Here is a 21,872-nt window from a genome sequence, read left to right on the forward strand (position 1 = left end):
TCTGCTTTCGCTTCCGAGTAAGGACCAGGAATAGGCGAAGAGACTAGGCGAAGATCAGCCGCCACAGTCCGATGAGGCCGAGGACGACGATTGCGCTCCGCAGTGCCCATGGTGAGAGCCTTCGTCCGTATCGCGCACCCACCGACCCGCCTAGGACCGATCCGACGGCTATCAAACCTGCTGCAGCCCAGCTGATTTGGTCGAACGCGAAAATTGTGTAAGCGAGCGCCGCGACGACGTTGACGATGAGCGAGAGCAAGTTCTTGGCCGCGTTCATTCGCTGTATCGACTCGGGAAGCAGCACCCCCATGACGCCGATCAGGAGGATCCCCTGCGCTGCAGTGAAATAGCCGCCGTAGATTCCGACAACGAATGTCCCGATGGTCAGCAGTATCAGCTTTGCCCGGCTGACATGGTCGGCAGCTTCACCGGCCGCCTCCGAGCGGCGCCTCGCCCACGCCTGGATGCGGGGCTGAAGGACCACGAGAACCAAGGCGGCGATGAGAAGTACGGGAACCACCGCAATGAAGACGGACGGCGGCAGGTGCAGCAGCAGCCACGCACCGAGCAGCGCACCGAAGAACGATGCGGGTATCTGCCAGCGCAGCCGGTGCCACTGTCCTGCGAGTTCTCGTCGATATCCCCACGTGCCGGAGGCGCTACCGGCGACCAATCCGATCGCATTCGACATCGTCGCAATCTGCGGGGGATACCCGAAGGCGACGAGGGTCGGAAAGGTGATCAGAGTTCCGGAACCGACGACGGCATTGATGGCTCCAGCACCGAAGCCCGCTACGAGAATGACGAGAATTTCCGATACAGGCACTGAACCGAGGTTACGGACGCGGCGCCGAAGACTGTGCACGGGGGACGTACGCACGTACGGTGGTTCGATGTGAGCCTTGCACAGGATGAACGCGCAGCCCTAGTACGTACATTGGAAATGTTGGGGGAGGACACACCGACGCTGTGCGGTGGGTGGACGGGCCGTGATCTGGCCGCGCACCTCGTCGTTCGGGAGCGTCGCTTGGATGCCGCACCTGGAATTCTGATTCCCTTCCTCGCCGGATACACCGAGAAGGTCCAGAGCCAGGTAGCTGCCAAGCCTTTCGACGAACTGGTCGAGGACATTCGGACAGGACCGCCCATATGGTCACCGTTCAAAATCCTCGATCCGTTGATCAACGTCGGCGAAATGTTCGTTCATCACGAAGACCTGCGTCGTGCGCAGCCCGAGTGGTCACCGCGAACTTTGCCGCAAGCGATGGAAGACAAATTGTTCTCGACCGTGGGGTTGATCGGGCGCAAGTCCTATCGCCGAGCTCCGGTCGGTGTGGAGCTGCGCACGACCGATGGACGGTCCGTGACCGTCAAGAAGAGTTCACGCGGTCAGGTGACCCTGATCGGACCACCTTCGGAACTGTTGCTGCATGCATTCGGTCGGAGCGCTGTGCGGCTCGAGAAAGAGGGTGATCCTCGCGATGTGGAGGCGCTCGACGCGCTCGATCGGAGCTTCTGAGCCCTGTTGCTCGTGTTGCGGATGGTTTCGAAGGTGCCCTTGCGACTAACCTAGGTGTATGGCAGGAAAGACCAGCACTCGAAGTTCGGGTACCGGCGGCACCGGTGCCTCGTCGACGTCGCGGGCTTCGGGGGGATCACGCAAGTCTTCCGGGGGGCGCACCGTCAGCACACCACGTAAACCCACAGCTCCACGCACGTCACCTGCGGCACGTACGTCACCAGCAGCACGCAAGGCGGCGCCGGCGCGTAGCGGCGCCGGTTCTCGTGGGGGTGCTCGTCGACCGGCCAAGAAGAACACCGGTGGTGTGGTCTCTGCCGTCGGACGCGGGATTTCCTCGACGTGGTCGATGGCGGCCAAAGGCGTCGGCGCGACGACTCGAACCGTCAGCAAGGCCAAGGATATCGATCACGGCCACCGACGCGACGGCATCGCGCTGGGTCTGATCGCTCTGTGCGTCGTGGTTGCGGCAGCGGTGTGGTTCAGCGCTGGCGGGCCCGTTGGGGAGGGTATCGAGATCGCAGTCCGCGCCGTCATCGGTGGAGCCGGATACATCGTGCCGGCACTCGGAGTCGCGATCGCGGTCATCCTGATGCGCTCGGAATCGAATCCGGACATCCGCCCGCGACTGGTTCTCGGGTCGATCCTGCTCGCGCTTCCGATCCTGGGACTGTGGCATCTGGCTGCGGGTTCACCGTCCGACTCGGCCGGCCGCTCCGAGGGCGGCGGTTTTGTCGGGTACGTCGCGGGAGGCCCGATCACCGACGGTCTGACCGTCTGGCTCGCTGTACCGCTCCTCCTGCTGGCAGGTCTGTTCGGTGTGCTTCTGCTGACCGGCACCACGGTGCGCGACATCCCGGATCGTCTGCGTTCGTTGTTCGGCACGGACAGTCGAGGCGATGAATACGGAGACTACGACCCAGCAGATTTCGGGGCCGACTTCAGCGACGACTACGGCGACCACGAGAGCTCCGGATTCGACGCCGACGGATACCCCGTCGACGGACCGAACGCGGACCCGTACGGCAACTACCCGACCGAAGAATATGTTCCGGTCAAGAAGCCTCGTACACGAAAAGCAGCGCCCGTGGTCGACGAGCCCACCGAGGTCATGGAACCTGCAACGCAGGCGCCGACCGCACCTCCGGTTCGCCCCAAGCCCAAGCCGATCGTCAAGGCCGCGGAGCCCAAGCCCGAAGCCGAGGAAGACAAAATCGTCGTCGACCGCGTCGTCGACGGGGACTACACGCTGCCGCCGCTGTCACTGTTGATCGAAGGCGATCCGCCCAAGACACGCAGCCAGGCCAACGACACGATGATCGAGGCCATCTCCGAGGTCCTCGACCAATTCAAGATCGATGCGGCAGTAACGGGGTTCACCCGTGGACCGACCGTCACTCGGTACGAGGTCGAGCTCGGACCCGGTGTCAAGGTCGAGAAGATCACCGCGCTCGCGCGCAACATCGCGTACGCGGTCGCAACGGACAACGTGCGCCTACTTGCACCGATCCCAGGAAAATCGGCAGTCGGCATCGAGGTGCCGAACTCGGACCGCGAGATGGTTCGACTCGCCGATGTGCTCACCGCGACATCGACCCGTAAGGATCATCATCCGCTGGTGATCGGACTCGGCAAGGACATCGAAGGTAACTTCCAGAGCGCCAACCTGGCGAAGATGCCGCACCTTCTCGTTGCCGGTTCCACCGGATCCGGTAAGTCCAGCTTCGTGAACTCGATGCTCGTCTCGCTACTCGCACGCGCGACGCCGGACGAGGTTCGCATGATCCTGATCGACCCGAAAATGGTCGAGCTGACGCCGTACGAAGGTATTCCGCACCTGATCACCCCGATCATCACGCAGCCGAAGAAGGCAGCGGCAGCATTGGCATGGCTGGTCGAGGAGATGGAACAGCGGTACCAGGACATGCAGATCAACAAGGTCCGGCACATCGACGACTTCAACAAGAAGGTGCGATCCGGTGAGATCACCGCGCCCCTCGGAAGCGAACGTGTCTACCGGCCGTATCCGTACATTCTCGCTATCGTCGACGAGCTCGCGGACCTGATGATGACCGCCCCGCGTGACGTCGAAGATGCCATCGTCCGCATCACCCAGAAGGCCCGCGCGGCAGGAATCCACCTCGTCCTTGCCACGCAGAGACCCTCTGTCGACGTCGTTACCGGTCTGATCAAGACCAATGTGCCGTCCCGTCTTGCGTTCGCGACGTCCTCGCTCACCGACTCTCGCGTCATCCTCGATCAGCCCGGCGCCGAGAAGCTCATCGGTATGGGCGATGCGCTCTTCCTACCGATGGGTGCAGGTAAACCGACTCGCCTGCAGGGCGCCTTCATCACCGACGAAGAGATCTCGGCAGTAGTCGACTTCGCCAAGAACCAGGCAGAGCCGGAGTACAACGAGACAGTCACCGCGGCCAAGGCATCGGAGAAGAAGGACGTCGATCCCGACATCGGCGATGATCTCGATGTCCTGCTCCAAGCCGTCGAACTTGTGGTCACCAGCCAGTTCGGTTCGACGTCGATGTTGCAGCGAAAGTTGCGCGTCGGGTTCGCCAAAGCCGGGCGATTGATCGACCTGATGGAGAACCGAGGAGTCGTCGGGCCCAGTGAGGGCTCGAAGGCTCGCGAGGTTCTGATCAAGCCCGACGAACTCGACGGGTTGCTGTGGTCGATTCGAGGTGGCGACCCGGACGAGGCGCCCTCCGACGATGACTAGGCAAACGCACCCATGACCGGTTTCCACTCGGTGACGACCGACGTCTCGATCAGGTTTTCGGTGGCGAACGGATCTTGCGCGAACAAGGTCTTCACCGAGTCGACGTCGGTTCCGTCGACGATGATCAAAGCGCCGCTTCCATCGGTGTAAGGGCCGCTGGAGATGAGGGTCTTCTTCTCCAGCAGGTCGGCAAGCCAAGCACGATGGTTGGCGCGATGAGTGTCTCGCCCGGCGATCGTACTGCGGGAGTAGGTGTAGACAACGGCGAACAATGCCATGATGTTTCGTCCTTCGGAGTAAGCGAATCGAGTTCGCACCGGATTGATTCAGGGGTTTCGATTACTGCAGGGGTTTGGACTACTGCAGGGAGTTGGATCGACTCAGAGGGGGAGCAGCATTCGGGTGTTGCCCAGGGTGTTCGGCTTCACGTAACTGAGGTCGAGGAATTCTGCGACGCCAGTGTCGTACGACCTGCACATTTCGGCGTAGACCTCGGCTGTGACGGGTGTTCCCTCGATCTCGAGAAAGCCGTGGCGTGTGAAGAAGTCCACCTCGAAGGTGAGCACGAACAGCTTCTGAAGAGCCAGGTCGCGGGCCACTCGAATCAAAGTGTCGACGATGAGACGGCCGGCACCGAGGCCCTTGGCCGCCGGATCCACCGCGACCGTACGTACTTCACCGAGGTCGGCCCACAAGACGTGGAGCGCACCACAGCCGATGACGGTGTCCCCTCGTTCGGCGACCCAGAACTCCTGAACCGCTTCGTACAGCGTGACCAGGTTTTTCTCGAGGAGGATCTTCCCGGCGTAGATGTCGATCAGTCGCTTGATCTCCGGAATGTCGGACGTGCGAGCACGGCGGACGACCACGTCGTCACCGGGACGAGAGGTCTCGCGGCGTTCGAGTGCTGCATCGAATGCTGTGTCGAGTGCGTTGTCGGACGTTCCGTCGACATGGTGTCGACTCGCCCGGTTCGGCCCAGAAGTCATGTGGTGAACAGTAGTCAACGTTGCAACGGATATTCTTTCCGTGTGTCCGTAACCGAACTGGTCCGAAATGAATCTGGACACCTTTGTCGGCGTATCGGCATCAGGGACTCGGCGGTATGAGCGAACCCCTGGCTCCCGGCCCGAATCTGCCGCACAGCAACTCGAGCACCGGGAACGTCGAACCTGCACCGATCGTCAATATTGCCAATATTTTGACGATGCTTCGAATTGCTCTTGTTCCGGTATTTCTCGCAGTGCTCTTCGTCGGAGACGGGCACGACAGTGGATGGCGGATAGCCGCGACGGTGGTTTTTGCGGTCGCGGCGATCACCGACCGGATCGACGGGCAGCTCGCCCGCAAATACGGGTTGGTCACCGATTTCGGAAAGATCGCTGATCCGATCGCAGACAAGGCGTTGATCGGTGCGGCACTCGTCGGACTGTCGATCCTCGGCGACCTGCCCTGGTGGGTGACCGTGGTGATCGCGGCACGTGAAGTGGGCATCACACTCGTCAGATTCGCGGTGATCCGGCACGGCGTGATCCCGGCGGGACGCGGTGGCAAGCTGAAGACCTTGGTGCAGAGTTTTGCGATCGGGATGTATCTGCTGCCCTTGCCTGACCAGGTGCGAGGGGTATCCGTCGCTCTGATGGGCCTGGCGGTGTTCTTGACGGTCTACACCGGACTCGACTACGTGGTCCAGGCCATTCGCCTGCGCCGGCGGGTGAAGTCGTGACCGATCCGCTCGTCGAGGGGTCAGGACGGACACGAGGTGAGGACGGTCTTCGTCGCTGTCGCGGGCCCCGACGGGACTCAGGTGCAGAAACTCCGACTGTCGGTCGAACGTTGGACAATCCGACGCGATAGAGTCCGTAGTGCGTTCTCGGAGCTGTTTCGACGGGTGAGCCGGCGCGGCGACGTATAGGGTCGGGAACCAATCGGGACCCACCCAGCGTTGTAGCTGAAGATGGTCGATGTAGCTGAAAACGAACGAGACATTGATTCGAACGACATGGATTCGAACGAGGAGGAGCGAGATGGCGCTGCTATTGCGTGAAGCACTCGGCGACAGTCTGCGGCGCACTCGCGTCGCACAGAGTCGCACACTGCGCGAGGTCTCGAATACCGCGCGCGTCAGCCTCGGATATCTGTCGGAAGTCGAACGAGGCAGGAAAGAGGCGTCGAGCGAATTGCTCGCCGCCATCTGCACCGCGTTGGCGGTTCCGTTGTCCGACGTGATGAGCGACGTCAGTGACTCGCTGCTCGTGTCCACCGGCCCTGCCACGACGGCCGACGGCATCGCGCTGCCTACCGCCGACAACGGACCCAAGAAGAGCGGTAACGGGTCGCCACGTATTGCGGGGGAGACTCGCGTGGTCATCCCCGCGCCCGCACGTGCACTCGCAGCAGCCTGACACCGTATAGCCGCAACCAGTATCCTTTTCCACACGTGCATGTTCACCCACTACGCGTGTAACGCGGCGCCAAAGATGGAGGCAGGATCAACCCATGGCTAATCCTTTCGTCAAAGCCTGGAAGTACATGATGGCGCTCTTCAATTCCAAGATCGACGAGAAGGCCGACCCCAAGGTTCAGATTCAGCAGGCAATCGAGGATGCGCAGCGGCAGCACCAGGCGCTGTCCCAGCAGGCGGCCTCGGTTATCGGCAACCAGCGTCAGCTGGAGATGAAGCTGAGCCGTCAGCTCGACGAGGTCGAGAAGCTGAATGCGAACGCTCGCCAGGCAGTCACACTTGCCGACCAGGCGTCCTCTGCAGGCGACGTCGACAAAGCGACGCAGTACACCAATGCTGCTGAGGCATTCGCAGCTCAGCTCGTTACCGCTGAGCAGGGTGTCGAGGACCTGAAGGTCCTACACGACCAGTCTTTGCAGGCTGCATCGCAGGCGAAGAAGGCCGTGGAGCAGAACGCCATGGCTCTACAGGCAAAGGTGGCCGAGCGAACGAAACTGCTCAGCCAGCTCGAGCAGGCGAAGATGCAGGAAAAGGTCAGCGAATCACTCCGTTCGATGGACAGCACGCTGTCCGCGCCAGGCAATACCCCGAGCCTCGATGCGGTTCGCGACAAGATCGAACGTCGCTACGCAGATGCCCTCGGCTCGGCCGAATTGGCGCAGAACACCGTGTCGGGTCGGATGATGGAGGTGCAGCAGGCGTCGGTTCAGATGGCCGGTCACAGCCGTCTCGAGCAGATTCGCGCTTCGATGGCAGGTGACGCACTCCCGTCCGGTAACGCGACGGGAACATCCAAGCCGTCGATTGCCAAGTCACCCAGTGCGACTCCGGAACCACCTGCGCAGCACTGACGCATAGACGACTTGGATCCTGTCAGTATGACGAAACAACACCATGGCCGACCACCTACGTGGTCGGCCATGTCTGTTTCCAGCACGATCTCGGCCGCCAAGGATGCTGCCGACTCGGCCCGCCGAATCGGCGAATCCGTCATCGAGGCTGCAGGTAGATGGAACGATCCTCGTCAGAAGCAGATTCGGCGAGTTCGGCGAGCACGCCGTCGTAGATCGTGGTTCGGCGGCGCCACCGGCGCTTCCGCGCTGTCGACGGCCGGGCTTGCCGTGGCGTCTGCGCCGGAATGGACGATGATCGCAACCGGCGGCGGCGCCGCACTCCTCGCCGTACCCACTGTTTTCGCGATCACCCGATACAAGCAGTTGAATTCCGAGCCACTGCCGGCTCGAAAGCCGGGGAAGAGCATGCTTCCTGCACGGCACTCGTCGGCATTTACGTCGATGAACCGCCTGGCAGGTGCGCAACGGAGCCTGTACGAGCTGACCGGAGTTCTGCTGAGGTCCGAATCGATAGCCTCCGAGGACATTCTGGAGACCACCGAGGTGGCCTACGCCGCGGCCGCCGCGCTGACCGACATGTCAACCGACATAGTTGCGATGGAGCGTGCAGCGGAGTCCAACATACGAGCCGGAGCCCATCTGACCAACTCGATCAGTGGAGCTGCCGCCGAACTCGAAGCCGGTGTGGATCAATACGAGGAACTCGTAGAAGCGGCCGCGCGGCTTACCTCTCCCACCGGAATGCCGTCGAGTGCGGTCGCTGCCCGGCGCGAAGAGCTTTCGTCCGCTACGGACAGACTCCAGGGCTGGGCGTTCGCGCTCGATGAACTAGCCGAGATCCGTCGCCGTCACCCCTGAATGGGATGGACCACGTCTGAAAAGGACCACGTCTGAACAGGATCACGTCAGGGTTATCACCCATCTTTCCCTGATCTCGTTGCGGACCCGGCGATTTCGTGTAACCGGCATGTCAGGATCGGTGTCGACACGAGAAAAGGGAGATGAAAAATGTTCTGGAAAATCCTCGGCATCATCGCTTTGGTATGGCTCGCGTTCGCCGTCTTCGGAGCCGTAATCAAGGGACTGTTCGTGATAGCCGTCGCGGGCGCCATCGTCTTCGGGTTGTACTGGTTGGTCAAGGCAGTCGCCGGTGAGGAGAATCGAGACTTGATCAAGCTCTAGATCGGCGATCAGCTGGGTAGCTCGACGGTCGGGCAGTCGGTCATGAACTACAATTTTGCACATCGATGGTGTGTGCAACCGGGTGCGGGAATAGTTCGGTGAACGCGTTGGATCAGCAAACGAATCGCGGAGATGAACGGGGTGCAGGAGTGAGCCAGCAGACCGAACTGGGCGAGACCTCCGCCGACGACATCTCCATTTCCTCGGTCGAAAATCAGGTGCTCGACGCCGCACGCTCGTGCATTCTCGAATACGGGGTCCGCCGGACCACTCTCGCCGAGATCGCCCGTCGGGCGAAAGTCAGCCGTCCGACCGTCTACCGGCGTTGGTCCGACACCCGAGCGGTGGTCTCCAGTCTGCTGACCCGTGAGATCGGCGCCGTGATTCCGACGTTCGATCCCGATACCTCGGCCCGTCGGCAGATCACGTCCTCGGTGTCGGCGGTAGCCGACGGTATACGTATCCATCCATTGTTCGTCAAAATCCTCCGTTCCGATCCCGAAATCCTCGCCACCTACATCCTGCACCGCCTCGGTAGGAGCCAATCGCTGATCATCGACGGCTTGGTGCCCATCATCGAAGGTGGCCAACGAGATTCGTCTATCCGAGATGGCGTGCCGAGTCATATGGCGACCGTGTTGCTGTTGATGGTCCAGTCCGCTGTGCAGTCGGCAGAGATGGTGTCGGGTCGGATCCCGGGTGACGATCTGGTCGCCGAGTTCGCCTACGCCGTGGACTCGTACCTGCGTCCGCTCGATCGGTGATGCCCGACTTCGACTCGGCTTCGAGCAGGCAGGTACTCGGCGACCACGTGGGTATGGCACTCTGAGCGGCGTGCGAGTAGCTGTGGTAGCCGGCCCCGACCCAGGGCATGCCTTTCCCGCTATTGCGCTGTGTCACTTGTTCGCCTCCGCAGGTGATGTGCCGATACTGTTCACCGGTTCGAGGTGGATCGATGCGGCCACCGCGGTGGGGGTCGACACCCGGTTGCTCAAAGGGCTGACACCACGGCCCGAGGACGACGACATGGATGCAGGCCAGCGGATTCATTCGCGGGCAGCTTTCATCTCCACCGAACTGTTGCCTGATCTGAAGAATGCCGACGTTGATCTGGTTGTATCCGACATCCTCACCGCCGGAGGCGGTTTGGCCGCCGAACGGCTCGGTATACCGTGGGTTGAATTGTCACCGCACCCGTTGTACGCACCGTCGAAGGGATTGCCTCCGATCGGAAGCGGTCTTGCCCCGGGGACAGGTGTTCGAGGTCGACTACGGGACACGTTGATGCGTGCCGCAACCGGCAGATCCATAGCTCAGGGAAAGTCCCAGCGCGGAGCCGCGCGTGTCGGTGTCGGCCTGCCCGCCGAAGATCCGGGGCCCGCTGCGCGCCTGATCGCCACCATCCCAGCACTGGAGGTTCCGAGGCCGGACTGGCCGATCGAGGCGCACGTCATCGGACCGCTGCTGTGGGAGCCGACAACAGAAGCCCTGCCGATTCCGCCTGGCGATGGTCCTGTGGTCATGGTGGCTCCGTCGACGGCGTTCACCGGTGCCCAAGGAATGCTCGAGGCAACCTTGGAAGGTCTCGAGGGGAGCGGAGTGCGCTTGGTCGCCTCGATGCTCGACGAGCCCCCGGCCGAACTACCGAACTGGGCTACAGCGGGACTCGGCCGACAGGACCATCTTCTCGACCACGCAGACGTCGTCGTATGTGGGTCCGGGCACGGGTTGTTGGCGAAAGCACTGATCCACGGAGTCCCTGTCGTCGCGATCCCCGGTGGCGGAGATCAATGGGAACTGGCCAATCGCGCGGCACGGCAGGGGAGCGCGGTCATTGTTCGTCCGCCGACCCCCGGAGCAATCGCGGATGCCGTCCTCCGTGTCCTCGGGGACGAAAGTTTCACCAATGCTGCACGCTCGGCGTCGGCGAGTGCCGCCGAGGTGGAGGATCCCGTAGAGGTGTGCCGCGACGTTCTGCGGTGACGCGCCCTCGGTTACGGTTGTCCAGTGCGATTGACCGAGTTCCAGGAATTGCTCGTCGAGGAGTTCGGCCGGATGCGTGGTGACTCGATGCTGGTCGATCACGTCATCACTGGTCTGAACGGTATGACGGGAGCAGAAGCGATCGAAGCGGGTGTCGATCCCCGCGATGTATGGCGTGCTCTGTGTAGTGAATTCGACGTGCCCAAATCCCGGTGGTGATTCTCTCCGGCGTGTCCGGGAGCCACCTGATGCAATCGAACAGGTGTTCCCCTATGCTGGTGTCATTCGGTTACACAGCGGTCTCGGGCAGTTCTTGTCGGTACCCAGCTCTACCGTTACCGACAACACGCTCAGCGAGACCACGCTGTCACAGACCACACTGAGGAGATCACGATGGCTGCATACGATCGCGACAAAGCACTCGATCTCGCACTTGCGCAGATCGACAAGAATTTCGGTAAGGGATCGGTGATGCGCCTCGGTGACGAGGTCCGCCAACCTATCGCTGTCATCCCCACCGGTTCCATTGCTCTGGACGTCGCCCTCGGTATCGGTGGGCTGCCGCGTGGCCGTGTCGTCGAGGTCTACGGCCCGGAGTCCTCGGGTAAGACGACCGTTGCTCTTCATGCTGTGGCCAGCGCGCAGCGCGCAGGCGGAATCGCTGCGTTCATCGACGCCGAGCACGCACTCGATCCTGACTACGCACAGAAACTCGGCGTCGATACGGACGCACTGCTCGTCTCGCAGCCGGATACCGGTGAGCAGGCGCTCGAAATTGCCGATATGTTGATCCGTTCGGGCGCTCTCGACATCGTGGTAATCGACTCGGTGGCCGCTCTCGTGCCTCGCGCCGAGATCGAGGGCGAAATGGGTGACAGCCACGTCGGTCTTCAGGCCCGCCTGATGAGCCAGGCGCTGCGCAAGATGACCGGTGCCATGAGCAACTCCGGCACCACGGTGATCTTCATCAACCAGTTGCGTGAAAAAATCGGCGTCATGTTCGGCTCACCCGAGACCACTACCGGCGGTAAGGCGCTCAAGTTCTACGCCTCCGTTCGCCTCGACATCCGGCGCATCGAGACGCTCAAGGACGGCACCGAAGCAATCGGTAACCGCACCCGCGTCAAGGTCGTCAAGAACAAGGTTGCGCCGCCGTTCAAGCAGGCGGAGTTCGACATCATTTACGGCAAGGGCATCAGCCGTGAAGGCTCGCTCATCGACATGGGGGTCGAGCACGGATTTATCCGTAAGTCGGGATCTTGGTTCACCTACGACGGGGATCAGCTGGGTCAGGGCAAGGAGAATGCCCGCAAGTTCATGCTCGAGAATCCCGATATCCGTGACGAGATCGAGAAGAAGATCATGGAGAAGCTGCAGATCGGTGCCGACGTCACGGCAGCCGATGACGAGAAGGCTGCTCCGGTCGAGTTCTGACTCGGGTGACCCGCTGTGAAACAGCGATCCGAACAAGAACAAGGAAATGACGGCGGCGGCACCGAAGCGCAGGCGAAAGATGTCTGCCTTCGGCTCCTCACCGATCGTGCACGGAGCCGATACGAACTCGAGACTCGACTGAGCACAAAGGGTTTCAGTCCAGAAGTCGCGGATGCAGTCCTGACGAGGTTGGAAGCCGCGAACCTAGTGGATGACCAGGCCTTTGCGGAGCAATGGGTGCATTCACGCCATACCTACTCGGGCAAAGGCAAGCGGGCCTTGAGCGTCGAACTGCGTACCAAAGGTGTCAGCAAAGAGGATGCCCTCAACGCTCTCGATCAAATAGACGCCGAGGACGAGCGCGCACGGGCAACGGAACTTGTCCGCAAGCGCTGCCGCAACCTGACGGTGCCTGCAGGAACCGGAGCCGATGTCCGTGCCGAACGAGACAAGATTGCGCGAAAACTAGTCGGAATGCTCGCTAGGCGTGGCTACTCGGCTGGAATGGCATACGCAATCGTGAAAGCCGAGCTCGCGCGGATCGGGACCGAGGACTCGGACCATCTCGATACCCAGGATTTCGACGGTGACGAGTTCGGGTGATCGTCCACCCGGATCGGGCGCCATCGATACCGAAGAAGCCCGCAACACCGAAATGTGTTGCGGGCTTCTGCTCTCGGTACTGGACCAGCCTGTCCAGTGACCGGCCTGTCCAGTGACCAGCGCGGTCCAACAATTCAGGCTGCGCCTTCGGGGCCCCCGCCGAAGTCCGACGCTGCGAGAACGGTCCCACCTGTTTTTCGCTTCTTCTGACGTAATCGACGCTCGACAACCGTCGCCAGCTTGGTGAGCAGCGAGTTGATTACGATCATGATGACCGCAACGATGACGAGCGAGGGCAGGTAGTTGCCATAGAACGCACCGACTTGCTGACCGGCTCGCACCACTTCGACATAGCCGATGATGTAGCCCAACGCCGAATCCTTCAGTGCAACCACCATCTGCGAGATGATCGCCGGCAGCATCGCTGTGATCGCCTGAGGCAGCAAGATGATCCGCATGACCTGGTTCTTGCGCATACCCAAAGCGTCGGCCGCTTCGGCCTGCCCCTTCGGTAGCGAATTGACACCGGCCCGAACGATTTCGGCGATGACAGAGCCGTTGTAGAGAGTAAGACCGGTCACCACTGCAGCCAGAGCGAGGTAACTGACCTTGAAGACTTGATACTCGGCATAGACCGCGTACAAGAAGATCATCAGAATCAGCACCGGAACTGCGCGGAACAGTTCGACAAGCACACCGCTCACGACGCGGATAGCTCGATGGTCGGACAATCTGCCGATACCGAGAACGGCGCCGAGGATCAACGCGAACACGATCGAGAGCGCAGCTGCGATCAGAGTTCCCTTGATACCGGGAAGCAGATACGTGGTCCACGTGCTGGCAGTGACGAACGGATCCCACTTGTCAGCGGTCAGCTGACCTTTGGAATCGAGCGCCAAGTAGATGAGATATGCGATGCCCAGAGAGACAAGCAGAACAACACCGGAGAGGATCCGGTACCTCAGTTTCGCCTTCGGCCCCGGGACGTCGTAGAGAACAGCTACAGCATCACTCATCACTTCACCGCCAATCGCTTGCTGAGGTACCCGAACAGGAGTCCGGTCGGAAGCGTCAGGACGACGAAGCCGAGCGCAAAGATTCCACCGACGACGAAGATCGCGGCTTCGTTCTCGATCATCGTCTTCATGAGCAGAGATGCTTCCGCGACACCGATCACCGATGCGATGGTCGTATTCTTGGTCAATGCGATCAACACACTGCCCAGCGGTGCGATGACAGCGCGGAATGCCTGGGGGAGAACGACGATCGTGATGTTCTGAGTGAACGTCATGCCTAGAGAACGGCCCGCTTCTGCCTGGCCGACGGGCACGGTGTTGATGCCGGACCTCAACGACTCCGCGACGAACGACGCGGTGTAGACGCTCAGGCCGAGAACCGCGAGCCTGATGTTGTTGTCCACCAGAAATGTCGGCGAATTCTCCGGAGCAAGACTGACACCCATCGTCTGATACAAGCCGAACGAGGTGAACAGGATGATCAGCGTCAGCGGAGTGTTACGAAAGATCGTGACGTAAGCAACTGCGATGCCGCGTGCGACAGGGATAGGCGAAACGCGCATCGCCGCGATGATCGTGCCGAGGATCAGGGCACCCACGGCGGACAGAACCGTCAGCTTGATCGTCATGATGAACGCGTCGACGAGTTGATCGCCGTACTTGCTCAATAAGTTCAATGGAGGAATGTCCTATCGGCGTGGGCGGTTCGACCGGCGTCGGGGCGGCGGGCTACTCGAACTGCAGTTGCCCGGGCCCCGACGTCGGCGAGCGTCAGTAGCGGTCGACGGTCGGCGGTGCCGGAAGCGGGTAACCGGAAGGTCCTACGGTCTCCTCGAACGCAGTCTTCCATGCCCCGCTGGACACCATCTCCTCGATGGCGTCGTTGATCTTGTTACGTCCTTCGGTGTCGTCCTTGGACAAGCCGATTCCGTAGTTCTCCGTGGTGAAAGGCTCGCCGACGACCTTCAATTCGCCCGGGTACTGAGCGGCGTAACCGGCGAGGATGATGTCGTCGGTCGTCACTGCGTCGACTGCGCCGTTGCGTAGTGCTTCGACGCATGCCGAGTAGGTGTCGAACGGCTGGAGCTGAACGCCTGGGTATTCGTCGGCGATGTTCTGTGCAGGTGTGGACCCGGTGACCGAGCACAGCTTCTTGCCGCCGCTGAGTGAATCGGGGCCGGTGATGTCGGTGTTGCCGTTGGCAACCAGCAGAGACTGGCCGGCGACGAAGTACGGTCCGGCGAACCCGACCTTCTCCTTGCGCGTATCGGTGATCGAGTAGGTAGCGACGATGTAGTCGACCTCCCCGTTCTGGATGAGCGTCTCGCGCTGAGCGGACGGAGATTCCTTGAACTCGATGTTGTCTTCCGACACTCCGAGCTGGCCCGCGACGTACTTGGCCACCTCGACATCGAAGCCGCTGAAGGAACCATCCGGGTTGCGGAGGCCGAGGCCGGGCTGATCGAACTTGATGCCGACGATCAGGTTGCCGTTCTCTGCGCTGCTGCTGACGTTGCGCGCTTCTTCGCCCCCGCCACAGGCGGTAGCGACGACGGCGAGTGCGGCGATGCCGACCCCTAGACGGATCGAGCGAGTAATTATCACTGGTTAATCCTCCATGTTGATTTCACGTGTTGTTACGTGCGACGAGAGTGTGGCGAGAAAGAGCGAGTTTCGGTCAGTGTCCGAGAATCTTGCCCAGGAAGTCCTTGGCGCGTTCGGATTTCGGTGCGGTGAAGAAGCTGTCGGGGTCGGTGTCCTCGACGACGGCGCCATCGGCCATGAAGATGACACGGTCACCGGCCTTGCGCGCGAATCCCATCTCGTGCGTGACGACGAGCATCGTCATGCCCTCCTTGGCCAATGACGTCATCACGTCGAGAACTTCGGTGACCATTTCGGGATCGAGAGCGGACGTCGGCTCGTCGAACAACATCACTTTGGGGTTCATGGCCAGTGAGCGAGCAATCGCCACCCGCTGCTGTTGTCCGCCGGAGAGCTGAGCTGGATACTTGTCGGCCTGATTTGCAATGCCGACACGTTCGAGCAGTGCCTGGGCGGCCTTGCGCGCCTCGTCCTTCTTGAGCTTGCGTACTTTGAGTGGCGCGAGCATGACGTTCTCGAGGATGGTCTTGTGTGCGAATAGGTTGAACGACTGGAAGACCATCCCGACGTCGGCGCGAAGCGCAGCGAGCGCTTTGCCTTCGGCAGGAAGGACCGAGCCGTCGACCTCGATGGAACCGGAGTCGATGGGTTCGAGTCGGTTGATCGTTCGGCACAACGTCGATTTCCCGGACCCGGACGGTCCGACCACGATGACGACCTGGCCGGTAGGGACCTCGAGGTTGATGTCCTTGAGGACGTGCAGATCACCGAAATGCTTGTCTACCGATTTCAGGGAGATCATGGAGGGCCGGTCGGCAACTGCACCGGAAGCCGGCGCGTCGGTGGCATGCGTCATAGGGCAGAACCTTATTCGTAGTTTGGTCGTCGACAACGCCGTTAACGCGACATTCTTCGATTATGTAATGGAAACTTTACTGTCGGTGCACTCAGCCCGAGGAGATGGATCGAGAATCTCGCGTATCCCCGGCGCCGGACGGTCGCGTCGGGCCGTACCCTGGGAGTGTGGAAACGAGTGACCAGATGACCCAGAGGAGCTACGAGGTTCGCACGCACGGGTGCCAGATGAACGTGCATGACTCGGAGAGACTGGCAGGTCTGCTCGAAGAGGCGGGCTATGTGCCGGCCGACACAGGTTCCGATGCCGATCTCGTGGTCTTCAACACCTGCGCTGTTCGAGAGAACGCGGACAACAAACTGTACGGAAATCTTGGCATGCTTCGGCCCGCCAAGACGCGCAATCCGCGTATGCAGATTGCGGTCGGCGGCTGCTTGGCCCAGAAGGACCGCGACACGGTCGTCAAGAAGGCCCCGTGGGTGGACGTGGTGTTCGGTACCCACAACATCGGCTCGCTTCCGGTCCTGCTCGAGCGGGCTCGTCACAACAACGAAGCTCAGGTCGAGATTCTCGAATCTCTGGAGGCTTTTCCGTCGACTCTGCCGGCGAAGCGTGAGTCCCCGTACGCGGGATGGGTATCGATTTCGGTGGGCTGCAACAACACCTGCACTTTCTGCATCGTCCCCGCGCTACGCGGCAAGGAGATCGACCGCTCACCCGCAGACATTCTTGCGGAGGTGCAGGCACTCGTCGACCAAGGCGTTCTCGAGGTGACCCTGCTCGGTCAAAATGTCAATGCCTATGGGGCTTCGTTCGCGGACCCGGCACTTCCACGTGACCGCGGCGCGTTCGCAGCACTGTTGAAGGCGTGTGGTGAGATCGACGGTCTAGAGCGGGTGCGCTTCACCTCGCCGCATCCGGCCGAGTTCACCGACGACGTGATCGAAGCGATGGCCACCACGCCGAACATCTGCCCGACGTTGCACATGCCGTTGCAGTCGGGTTCGGACCGAGTTCTCAAAGCGATGCGACGGTCCTATCGTCAGAGCAAATTTCTCGGGATCATCGACAAGGTGCGCGAAGTGATGCCGCACGCCGCGATCACTACCGACATCATCGTCGGATTCCCCGGTGAGACGGAGGAGGACTTCGAGCAGACTCTCGAGGTCATGCGCCGAGCGAAGTTCGCGAACGCGTACACCTTCCAGTACTCCAAGCGCCCCGGTACACCGGCCGCTGACATGGAGGATCAGATCCCCAAGGCGATTGTGCAGGAGCGCTATCTACGGCTCATCGCCTTGCAGGAGGAGATCGTCCTCGAATCCAACCGCGAGCTCATCGGCACCGAAGTAGAACTGCTCGTCGCGACCGGCGAGGGCCGCAAGAATGCTGCCACTCATCGCAAAAGTGGTCGTGCCAGGGACGGGCGACTCGTTCACTTTCGAGCCGAGGACCACCAGGTTGCCGAGATAAGGCCCGGTGACGTCGTCACCACGACGATCACCGCAGCCGCTCCTTACCATCTCATCGCCGACACCGGCGTTGTCTCGCACCGTCGCACCACTGCCGGTGATGCGTACGAACGCGGAATACTCCCGAAGACGGCCCCCATCGGCGTCGGGTTGGGCTTGCCGGCTGTCGGCGTCCCGGCACCAGCGCCCGTAGTGACAGGATGCAGCGCATGACCAAGTCGAGGCCCAGCAGCGAAGACGGCAGCGCACCCGATTACGACACCGCGGAGCGGAAGATCGATTCGGTGCTCGACCCAGGAGCGCGTGCGGTGGTGGTCGCTGTACTGGTTCTCGTGTTGCTGGTCACTTTCGTGTTGCCGCATGCTGGATCTGCTACCGGATTCGACGTCCTGTCCGGCAGTGACAAGGGGCTCGGTGAATCCATCGCGTTGCCGTCCCGAATCTTCGTCGGGTTCGTTGCAGTGTTCGGCGTGGTGCTCTCGGTCCTCGCCCTCGTCACCAGGGTGTGGGCACTCGCGTGGATAGCGCTCAGCGGCTGCGCAATAGCGTCGGTTTTCGGAATGCTGTCGATCTGGTCGAGGCAGACACTGCCGACCGACTCTACGGGCGGCGGGCCCGGAATCGGTCTCATCATCGCGTGGATCGCGGTGGTCGTCCTGACGTTCCAGTGGCTGAAGGCCGTGTGGAACAAAACCAACGCGCAGTTGGCCGCACAAGAACGTCGACGCGTCGCGGCGGCCGAGAACGAGCAGAACTCACGGTGGGGCGGACCCATTCTCGGGCGTCCGACCGACCGCAAGCTCTGACTTCGTCTTACATCTCGCCGACGGCGCCTTCTGCCGCTTCGGCCCACTCGCGCCATTGCTGCGCTTGCTCGAGCGCACGCTTGGCGTCCTTGTCCTTGCCTGCCGCTCGAGCTTTGGCGGCCTGCTCTTCGAACTGAGCGACGCGCTCGCGGAACTGAGCGGCACGGGCCAACGCCTCCGGATCGGTGCGTCGCCACTGTGCGTCGACCGCGTCCCGAACCGACTTTTCCAGGGCGCGTAAGCGGCCTTCGAGTTCCGTCATCTTGTCCCGCGGAACTTTGCCCAGAGCGTCCCACTTCTCTTGAAGGTCACGCAGAGCCGCGCGCGCCCCATCGAGGTCGCTACTGGGATTCATGCTGCCGTACTTCGCGAGCAGTTCTTCTTTCGCGGTCGCATTCGATTCGAATTCCGCGTCACGCTCGGACGCCGCAGAATTGCGCGCAGCGAAGAACACATCCTGGGCGGCTTTGAAGTCCTTCCACAGTGCATCGTCGGCGTCGCGAGGCGCGCGGCCCGCAGCTTTCCAGTCCACGAGCAGATCGCGGAAGGCGGCGGCCGTGGGACCCCAATCGGTCGACGACGAGAGGGCCCGAGCCTGCTCGACCAGTTCTTCCTTGCGAGTTTTCGCGGCACCCCGCTCGCGATCGAGGTCGGCGAAGTGAGCGCCTCTACGGCGATTGAAGTTTTCACGGGCTTTCGAGTAACGCTTCCACAGAGCATCGTCGACCTTGCGGTCCACTCCGCGGATCGTCTTCCACTCGTCGAGAATTTCTCGGAGACGGTCGCCGGCATTTTTCCATTGCGTGGATTCGCTACCGATCTGCTCGGCCTCGGTTGCCAACTCTTCCTTGCGGGAAGTGTGCGCGGCGCGCTCGATATCCTTCTCCTGCTTCGCGACGGCTGCAGCGGCCTCGGAGTGCTCGACGACGATTTCCAGGCGGTCGTGCAAGCCTGCGATGTCGCCGATCACTGCGGCTGTGGGAAGCGTTTCGAGCAAGGCCAAGGCTGCTGCCTTCGTCTTCTTCGCATCTCCGGAACCCGCGGTGAGCCTGGCTTCGAGCAAAGCGACCTCGGTGGAAAGGTCGTCGTAGCGCCGTCCGAAGTGTGCGAGACCTTCGGCGGCGTCTCCTGCCTGCCACGATCCGATCTGTCGTTCGCCGTCCGCGGTCTTCACCCAGGCAGTGCCGTCGTCGTCCACTCGGCCGAACTTGCTGGGATCGCTCGGCGGTGCGATCGTCGGGACGACCGACGAGACGTGGGAAGACACCGGATGAGGTTTGGCAACCCCGCCGTCGATCCTTGGTTTGGGTGCTCCCGGTTTCGGGCCCCCAGGCTTGGGTGCTCCTGGCTTCGGGGCACTCGGTGTTGCGGCAGTCGGTGCTGGGTTGGTCGGTGTTGGGGCCGTCGGGGTGCTCGCTCCAGGTGTCTGGGCGGGCTGCTCGGTGGTTCCGCTGGTGGTGTCGCCAAGATCGGACATTGTTCCTCATCTCTGCCGCGCGTCACGGCTGCCTCTATCGCGCTGAAAGTCACGGTGGACACACTCCGACTATCCGGTGCCACCGTCGACGCAGTGGACACCATCGACACTCGATGCCTACCGTGCTCACCATTCAAACAGGTCAGACGCTTCTACGCGTCGCCGTCGGGCATTTCGCCGCCGTGTCGGTGGTACCTGGATACGAGCGACTAGCGTTGGCGCCGTGTTGTCTGCAGTAGCCATCGTGCCGTCGCCCCCAATCCTGGTTCCCGAGTTGACCGGACGCTCTGTCTCGGAAGCGCTCGCGGTTCGAACCGCGACGCTCGAGGCCGGTGTCGTACTGGGTGCGCTCGCGGACCGCTGGATTGCGCTGGGTGTGCACGATGAAACCCGTACCGTTCCTTCGGTCTCACGTGGAAGCTTCGCCGCTTACGGGGTCGATGTGAGAGTTGCGTTCTCACCTGCTGGCGCCACGGCGGAGGTCGATTCGACCATTCCCTTGGCTGCGCTGGTAGCGGGGTGGATTCGGGACCACAGTGCCCCGGACGCGGTTGTCGATGTGCAGCTGGTAGGGCGAGACACGCCACGCGAGAGCTGTGTGAGCATCGGCCGCGCACTCCGAAAGTCGATCGATGACAGCACGGAGCCGTGGGGATTACTGGTGGTGGCAGACGGGTCGACGATGCTGACGGCGAAGGCCCCCGGATCCTTCGACCCACGCGCGGAAGAGGTACAGAAACAGATCGATGATGCGCTGGCACACGCCGATATCGATGCGCTTACCGGGCTCGATCGACAGTTGTGTGCAGGCGTCGGCGTGGAAGGCACTGCTGCGTGGCAGACCCTGGCAGGGATCGTGGGTGAGAGCGAGGTGCGGCCGAGAACACTCTACCGAGGCGCTCCTTTCGGCGTCGGTTATTTCGTCGGTACTTGGGAGTCGTTGTCTGGGGAGTCGTTGTGAGGGTGCCGATTGCCGTGATCGGCCCAACCGCGACGGGGAAGTCCGATCTGGGCCTCGAGCTGGCCGAGGTATTGGACGGTGAGATCGTCAACATCGACGCCATGCAGCAGTACCGCGGAATGGACATCGGTACTGCAAAACTGCCGTTGGACGAGCGGCGCGGCATCGCGCACCATCTGCTCGATGTCCTCGATGTGACCGAGACAGCCACAGTCGCGAGATATCAGGATGCCGCTGCCAGGGAGGTGGACGCCATCCTGTCGCGCGGCCGCGTTCCCATCATCGTCGGAGGTTCGATGATGTACGTCCAATCCTTGCTGGACGAGTGGACGTTCCCGGCCACCGATCCGCAGGTCCGGGTGAAATGGGAGCAGATACTGGCGGACGGCGGAACCGATGCGGTGTATCGAGCGCTCCAAGAGCGAGACCCGGAAGCCGCCGCATCGATCCTGGCCACCGACGGCCGCAGGCTCGTCCGTGCGTTGGAAGTAGTCGAGATCACCGGTAAGCCTTTTGCCGCGTCCGCGCCGAAGATCGGGAAGCCGCGCTGGGGGACGAAACTTCTCGGGGTCGACCGGGACACGACCGAATTGGACGAGCGCATCGCTGCCCGGACGGACCTGATGTTTTCAGCCGGCCTGGTCGGGGAGGTCGAACACCTCGTCGGCGTCGGACTGCGTGAGGGGGTCACTGCTCCGCGCGCGATCGGGTACGCCCAGGTGCTCGAGTATCTCGCTGGGGAGTGCGATCTGGATTTCGCGCGCGAGCGGACTTTCATCGGAACTCGTCGTTATGTCCGTCGTCAGCGATCGTGGTTCCGTCGGGATCCGCGCATCGACTGGCTCGACGGCGCCGATCCAGCTCTGCGCGACTCCGCACTGGCCATAGTCGGAGGTTAGGTCGGAG

Annotated in this window: 25 protein-coding genes; 17 read left to right on the top strand and 8 right to left on the bottom strand. The window is 61.9% G+C overall.

The annotated features are described in order from the left end of the window. Window positions 1-43 precede the first annotated feature (43 nt). Window positions 44-826, bottom strand: coding sequence for a sulfite exporter TauE/SafE family protein (locus BJD99_RS18790; protein ID WP_084348961.1), 783 nt, complete (start codon window positions 824-826; stop codon window positions 44-46). Window positions 827-895: 69 nt separating this feature from the next. Here BJD99_RS18790 and BJD99_RS18795 point away from each other — a divergent pair, with 69 nt between their 5' ends. Together BJD99_RS18795 and BJD99_RS18805 are read left to right on the top strand one after the other, a co-directional pair. Next, window positions 896-1,519, top strand: a complete 624-nt coding sequence (locus tag BJD99_RS18795; protein ID WP_084348962.1) for a TIGR03085 family metal-binding protein — start codon at window positions 896-898, stop codon at window positions 1,517-1,519. A gap of 58 nt (window positions 1,520-1,577) precedes the next feature. Continuing rightward, on the top strand, window positions 1,578-4,253 hold the full coding sequence (locus BJD99_RS18805) for a DNA translocase FtsK (protein ID WP_179142411.1): 2,676 nt from the start codon (window positions 1,578-1,580) through the stop codon (window positions 4,251-4,253). Here the strand turns inward: BJD99_RS18805 and BJD99_RS18810 are convergent. After that, complete coding sequence (locus BJD99_RS18810) at window positions 4,250-4,531, bottom strand: YciI family protein (protein WP_084348964.1); 282 nt, start codon at window positions 4,529-4,531, stop codon at window positions 4,250-4,252. The two genes, BJD99_RS18805 and BJD99_RS18810, sit on opposite strands and share 4 nt — an antisense overlap. Before the next feature lie 102 nt (window positions 4,532-4,633). Continuing rightward, window positions 4,634-5,242, bottom strand: coding sequence for an amino-acid N-acetyltransferase (locus tag BJD99_RS18815; RefSeq protein WP_084348965.1), 609 nt, complete (start codon window positions 5,240-5,242; stop codon window positions 4,634-4,636). Window positions 5,243-5,358: 116 nt separating this feature from the next. Here BJD99_RS18815 and pgsA point away from each other — a divergent pair, with 116 nt between their 5' ends. The 11 genes from pgsA to BJD99_RS18860 all read left to right on the top strand — a co-directional run bounded on the left by pgsA (window position 5,359) and on the right by BJD99_RS18860 (window position 12,773). Further along, on the top strand, window positions 5,359-5,979 hold the full coding sequence (pgsA, locus tag BJD99_RS18820) for a CDP-diacylglycerol--glycerol-3-phosphate 3-phosphatidyltransferase (RefSeq protein ID WP_084348966.1): 621 nt from the start codon (window positions 5,359-5,361) through the stop codon (window positions 5,977-5,979). Window positions 5,980-6,015: 36 nt separating this feature from the next. Further along, window positions 6,016-6,168, top strand: a complete 153-nt coding sequence (locus tag BJD99_RS21555) for a hypothetical protein (protein ID WP_373270562.1) — start codon at window positions 6,016-6,018, stop codon at window positions 6,166-6,168. A 112-nt stretch (window positions 6,169-6,280) separates the two neighbouring features. After that, complete coding sequence (locus BJD99_RS18825) at window positions 6,281-6,658, top strand: helix-turn-helix domain-containing protein (RefSeq protein WP_084348684.1); 378 nt, start codon at window positions 6,281-6,283, stop codon at window positions 6,656-6,658. A gap of 94 nt (window positions 6,659-6,752) precedes the next feature. Further along, on the top strand, window positions 6,753-7,568 hold the full coding sequence (locus BJD99_RS18830) for a PspA/IM30 family protein (protein WP_084348685.1): 816 nt from the start codon (window positions 6,753-6,755) through the stop codon (window positions 7,566-7,568). 69 nt (window positions 7,569-7,637) lie between these two features. Next, a complete protein-coding gene (locus tag BJD99_RS18835; protein WP_084348686.1) occupies window positions 7,638-8,429 on the top strand; it encodes a hypothetical protein in 792 nt (263 codons plus the stop codon). Between the two features lie 150 nt (window positions 8,430-8,579). Beyond that, entirely contained in the window at window positions 8,580-8,753 is a 174-nt protein-coding gene (locus tag BJD99_RS21065) for a hypothetical protein (protein WP_179142412.1), read from the top strand. A 149-nt stretch (window positions 8,754-8,902) separates the two neighbouring features. After that, on the top strand, window positions 8,903-9,517 hold the full coding sequence (locus tag BJD99_RS18840; RefSeq protein WP_084348967.1) for a TetR/AcrR family transcriptional regulator: 615 nt from the start codon (window positions 8,903-8,905) through the stop codon (window positions 9,515-9,517). Window positions 9,518-9,587: 70 nt separating this feature from the next. Beyond that, on the top strand, window positions 9,588-10,736 hold the full coding sequence (locus tag BJD99_RS18845; protein WP_179142413.1) for a glycosyltransferase: 1,149 nt from the start codon (window positions 9,588-9,590) through the stop codon (window positions 10,734-10,736). 24 nt (window positions 10,737-10,760) lie between these two features. After that, window positions 10,761-10,955 carry a DUF3046 domain-containing protein gene (locus tag BJD99_RS18850; protein ID WP_084348687.1) on the top strand — a complete coding sequence of 65 codons (195 nt, stop codon included), beginning with the start codon at window positions 10,761-10,763 and terminating at the stop codon, window positions 10,953-10,955. A gap of 174 nt (window positions 10,956-11,129) precedes the next feature. Continuing rightward, window positions 11,130-12,170: a recombinase RecA gene (gene recA / locus BJD99_RS18855; protein ID WP_084348688.1), complete on the top strand. Its 1,041-nt coding sequence runs from the start codon at window positions 11,130-11,132 to the stop codon at window positions 12,168-12,170. Window positions 12,171-12,185: 15 nt separating this feature from the next. Next, window positions 12,186-12,773 carry a regulatory protein RecX gene (locus tag BJD99_RS18860; protein WP_084348689.1) on the top strand — a complete coding sequence of 196 codons (588 nt, stop codon included), beginning with the start codon at window positions 12,186-12,188 and terminating at the stop codon, window positions 12,771-12,773. Window positions 12,774-12,907: 134 nt separating this feature from the next. Here the strand turns inward: BJD99_RS18860 and BJD99_RS18865 are convergent, their stop codons facing one another. The 4 genes from BJD99_RS18865 to BJD99_RS18880 form a co-directional block, all read right to left on the bottom strand. Further along, window positions 12,908-13,789 (bottom strand): amino acid ABC transporter permease, encoded by an 882-nt coding sequence (locus BJD99_RS18865; RefSeq protein ID WP_084348690.1) that lies wholly within the window; start codon window positions 13,787-13,789, stop codon window positions 12,908-12,910. Beyond that, window positions 13,789-14,466: an amino acid ABC transporter permease gene (locus BJD99_RS18870; protein WP_084348691.1), complete on the bottom strand. Its 678-nt coding sequence runs from the start codon at window positions 14,464-14,466 to the stop codon at window positions 13,789-13,791. The genes BJD99_RS18865 and BJD99_RS18870 overlap by 1 nt, the downstream gene beginning before the upstream one ends. A 94-nt stretch (window positions 14,467-14,560) precedes the next feature. Beyond that, window positions 14,561-15,394 (bottom strand): glutamate ABC transporter substrate-binding protein, encoded by an 834-nt coding sequence (locus BJD99_RS18875; protein ID WP_084348692.1) that lies wholly within the window; start codon window positions 15,392-15,394, stop codon window positions 14,561-14,563. Between the two features lie 73 nt (window positions 15,395-15,467). Continuing rightward, on the bottom strand, window positions 15,468-16,196 hold the full coding sequence (locus BJD99_RS18880; protein WP_179142442.1) for an amino acid ABC transporter ATP-binding protein: 729 nt from the start codon (window positions 16,194-16,196) through the stop codon (window positions 15,468-15,470). A 221-nt stretch (window positions 16,197-16,417) separates the two neighbouring features. On the opposite strand from BJD99_RS18880, the gene miaB reads away from it, so the two are divergent. Both miaB and BJD99_RS18890 read left to right on the top strand, forming a co-directional pair. Further along, a complete protein-coding gene (gene miaB, locus BJD99_RS18885; protein WP_179142414.1) occupies window positions 16,418-17,935 on the top strand; it encodes a tRNA (N6-isopentenyl adenosine(37)-C2)-methylthiotransferase MiaB in 1,518 nt (505 codons plus the stop codon). Beyond that, window positions 17,923-18,528, top strand: coding sequence for a hypothetical protein (locus BJD99_RS18890; RefSeq protein WP_143542232.1), 606 nt, complete (start codon window positions 17,923-17,925; stop codon window positions 18,526-18,528). The genes miaB and BJD99_RS18890 overlap by 13 nt, the downstream gene beginning before the upstream one ends. Window positions 18,529-18,535: 7 nt before the next feature. Here the strand turns inward: BJD99_RS18890 and BJD99_RS18895 are convergent, their stop codons facing one another. Next, window positions 18,536-20,005 carry a DUF349 domain-containing protein gene (locus tag BJD99_RS18895; RefSeq protein ID WP_084348695.1) on the bottom strand — a complete coding sequence of 490 codons (1,470 nt, stop codon included), beginning with the start codon at window positions 20,003-20,005 and terminating at the stop codon, window positions 18,536-18,538. A gap of 223 nt (window positions 20,006-20,228) precedes the next feature. Between BJD99_RS18895 and BJD99_RS18900 the strand changes: the two genes are divergently transcribed. Continuing rightward, on the top strand, window positions 20,229-20,966 hold the full coding sequence (locus BJD99_RS18900; RefSeq protein WP_179142415.1) for a class III extradiol dioxygenase subunit B-like domain-containing protein: 738 nt from the start codon (window positions 20,229-20,231) through the stop codon (window positions 20,964-20,966). Next, the gene (gene miaA / locus BJD99_RS18905; RefSeq protein ID WP_084348696.1) at window positions 20,963-21,865 is read left to right on the top strand and encodes a tRNA (adenosine(37)-N6)-dimethylallyltransferase MiaA; all 903 of its coding nucleotides are present in this window, start codon (window positions 20,963-20,965) and stop codon (window positions 21,863-21,865) included. The genes BJD99_RS18900 and miaA overlap by 4 nt, the downstream gene beginning before the upstream one ends. The last annotated feature ends 7 nt before the right edge of the window (window positions 21,866-21,872 follow it).

It is taken from the genome of Rhodococcus sp. 1163 (genome assembly GCF_002091985.1).
Lineage (GTDB): Bacteria > Actinomycetota > Actinomycetes > Mycobacteriales > Mycobacteriaceae > Rhodococcoides.

Bases quoted from the DNA above. Each gene is read 5' to 3' on its own strand.
- BJD99_RS18895 (WP_084348695.1), bottom strand. From the start codon at position 20,005: ATGTCCGATCTTGGCGACACCACCAGCGGAACCACCGAGCAGCCCGCC.
- BJD99_RS18890 (WP_143542232.1), top strand. From the start codon at position 17,923: ATGCAGCGCATGACCAAGTCGAGGCCCAGCAGCGAAGACGGCAGCGCA.
- BJD99_RS18825 (WP_084348684.1), top strand. From the start codon at position 6,281: ATGGCGCTGCTATTGCGTGAAGCACTCGGCGACAGTCTGCGGCGCACT.
- BJD99_RS18830 (WP_084348685.1), top strand. From the start codon at position 6,753: ATGGCTAATCCTTTCGTCAAAGCCTGGAAGTACATGATGGCGCTCTTC.
- BJD99_RS21065 (WP_179142412.1), top strand. From the start codon at position 8,580: ATGTTCTGGAAAATCCTCGGCATCATCGCTTTGGTATGGCTCGCGTTC.
- BJD99_RS18805 (WP_179142411.1), top strand. From the start codon at position 1,578: ATGGCAGGAAAGACCAGCACTCGAAGTTCGGGTACCGGCGGCACCGGT.
- BJD99_RS18815 (WP_084348965.1), bottom strand. From the start codon at position 5,242: ATGACTTCTGGGCCGAACCGGGCGAGTCGACACCATGTCGACGGAACG.
- pgsA (WP_084348966.1), top strand. From the start codon at position 5,359: ATGAGCGAACCCCTGGCTCCCGGCCCGAATCTGCCGCACAGCAACTCG.
- BJD99_RS18880 (WP_179142442.1), bottom strand. From the start codon at position 16,196: ATGATCTCCCTGAAATCGGTAGACAAGCATTTCGGTGATCTGCACGTC.
- recA (WP_084348688.1), top strand. From the start codon at position 11,130: ATGGCTGCATACGATCGCGACAAAGCACTCGATCTCGCACTTGCGCAG.
- BJD99_RS18835 (WP_084348686.1), top strand. From the start codon at position 7,638: ATGTCTGTTTCCAGCACGATCTCGGCCGCCAAGGATGCTGCCGACTCG.
- BJD99_RS18865 (WP_084348690.1), bottom strand. From the start codon at position 13,789: ATGAGTGATGCTGTAGCTGTTCTCTACGACGTCCCGGGGCCGAAGGCG.
- BJD99_RS18810 (WP_084348964.1), bottom strand. From the start codon at position 4,531: ATGGCATTGTTCGCCGTTGTCTACACCTACTCCCGCAGTACGATCGCC.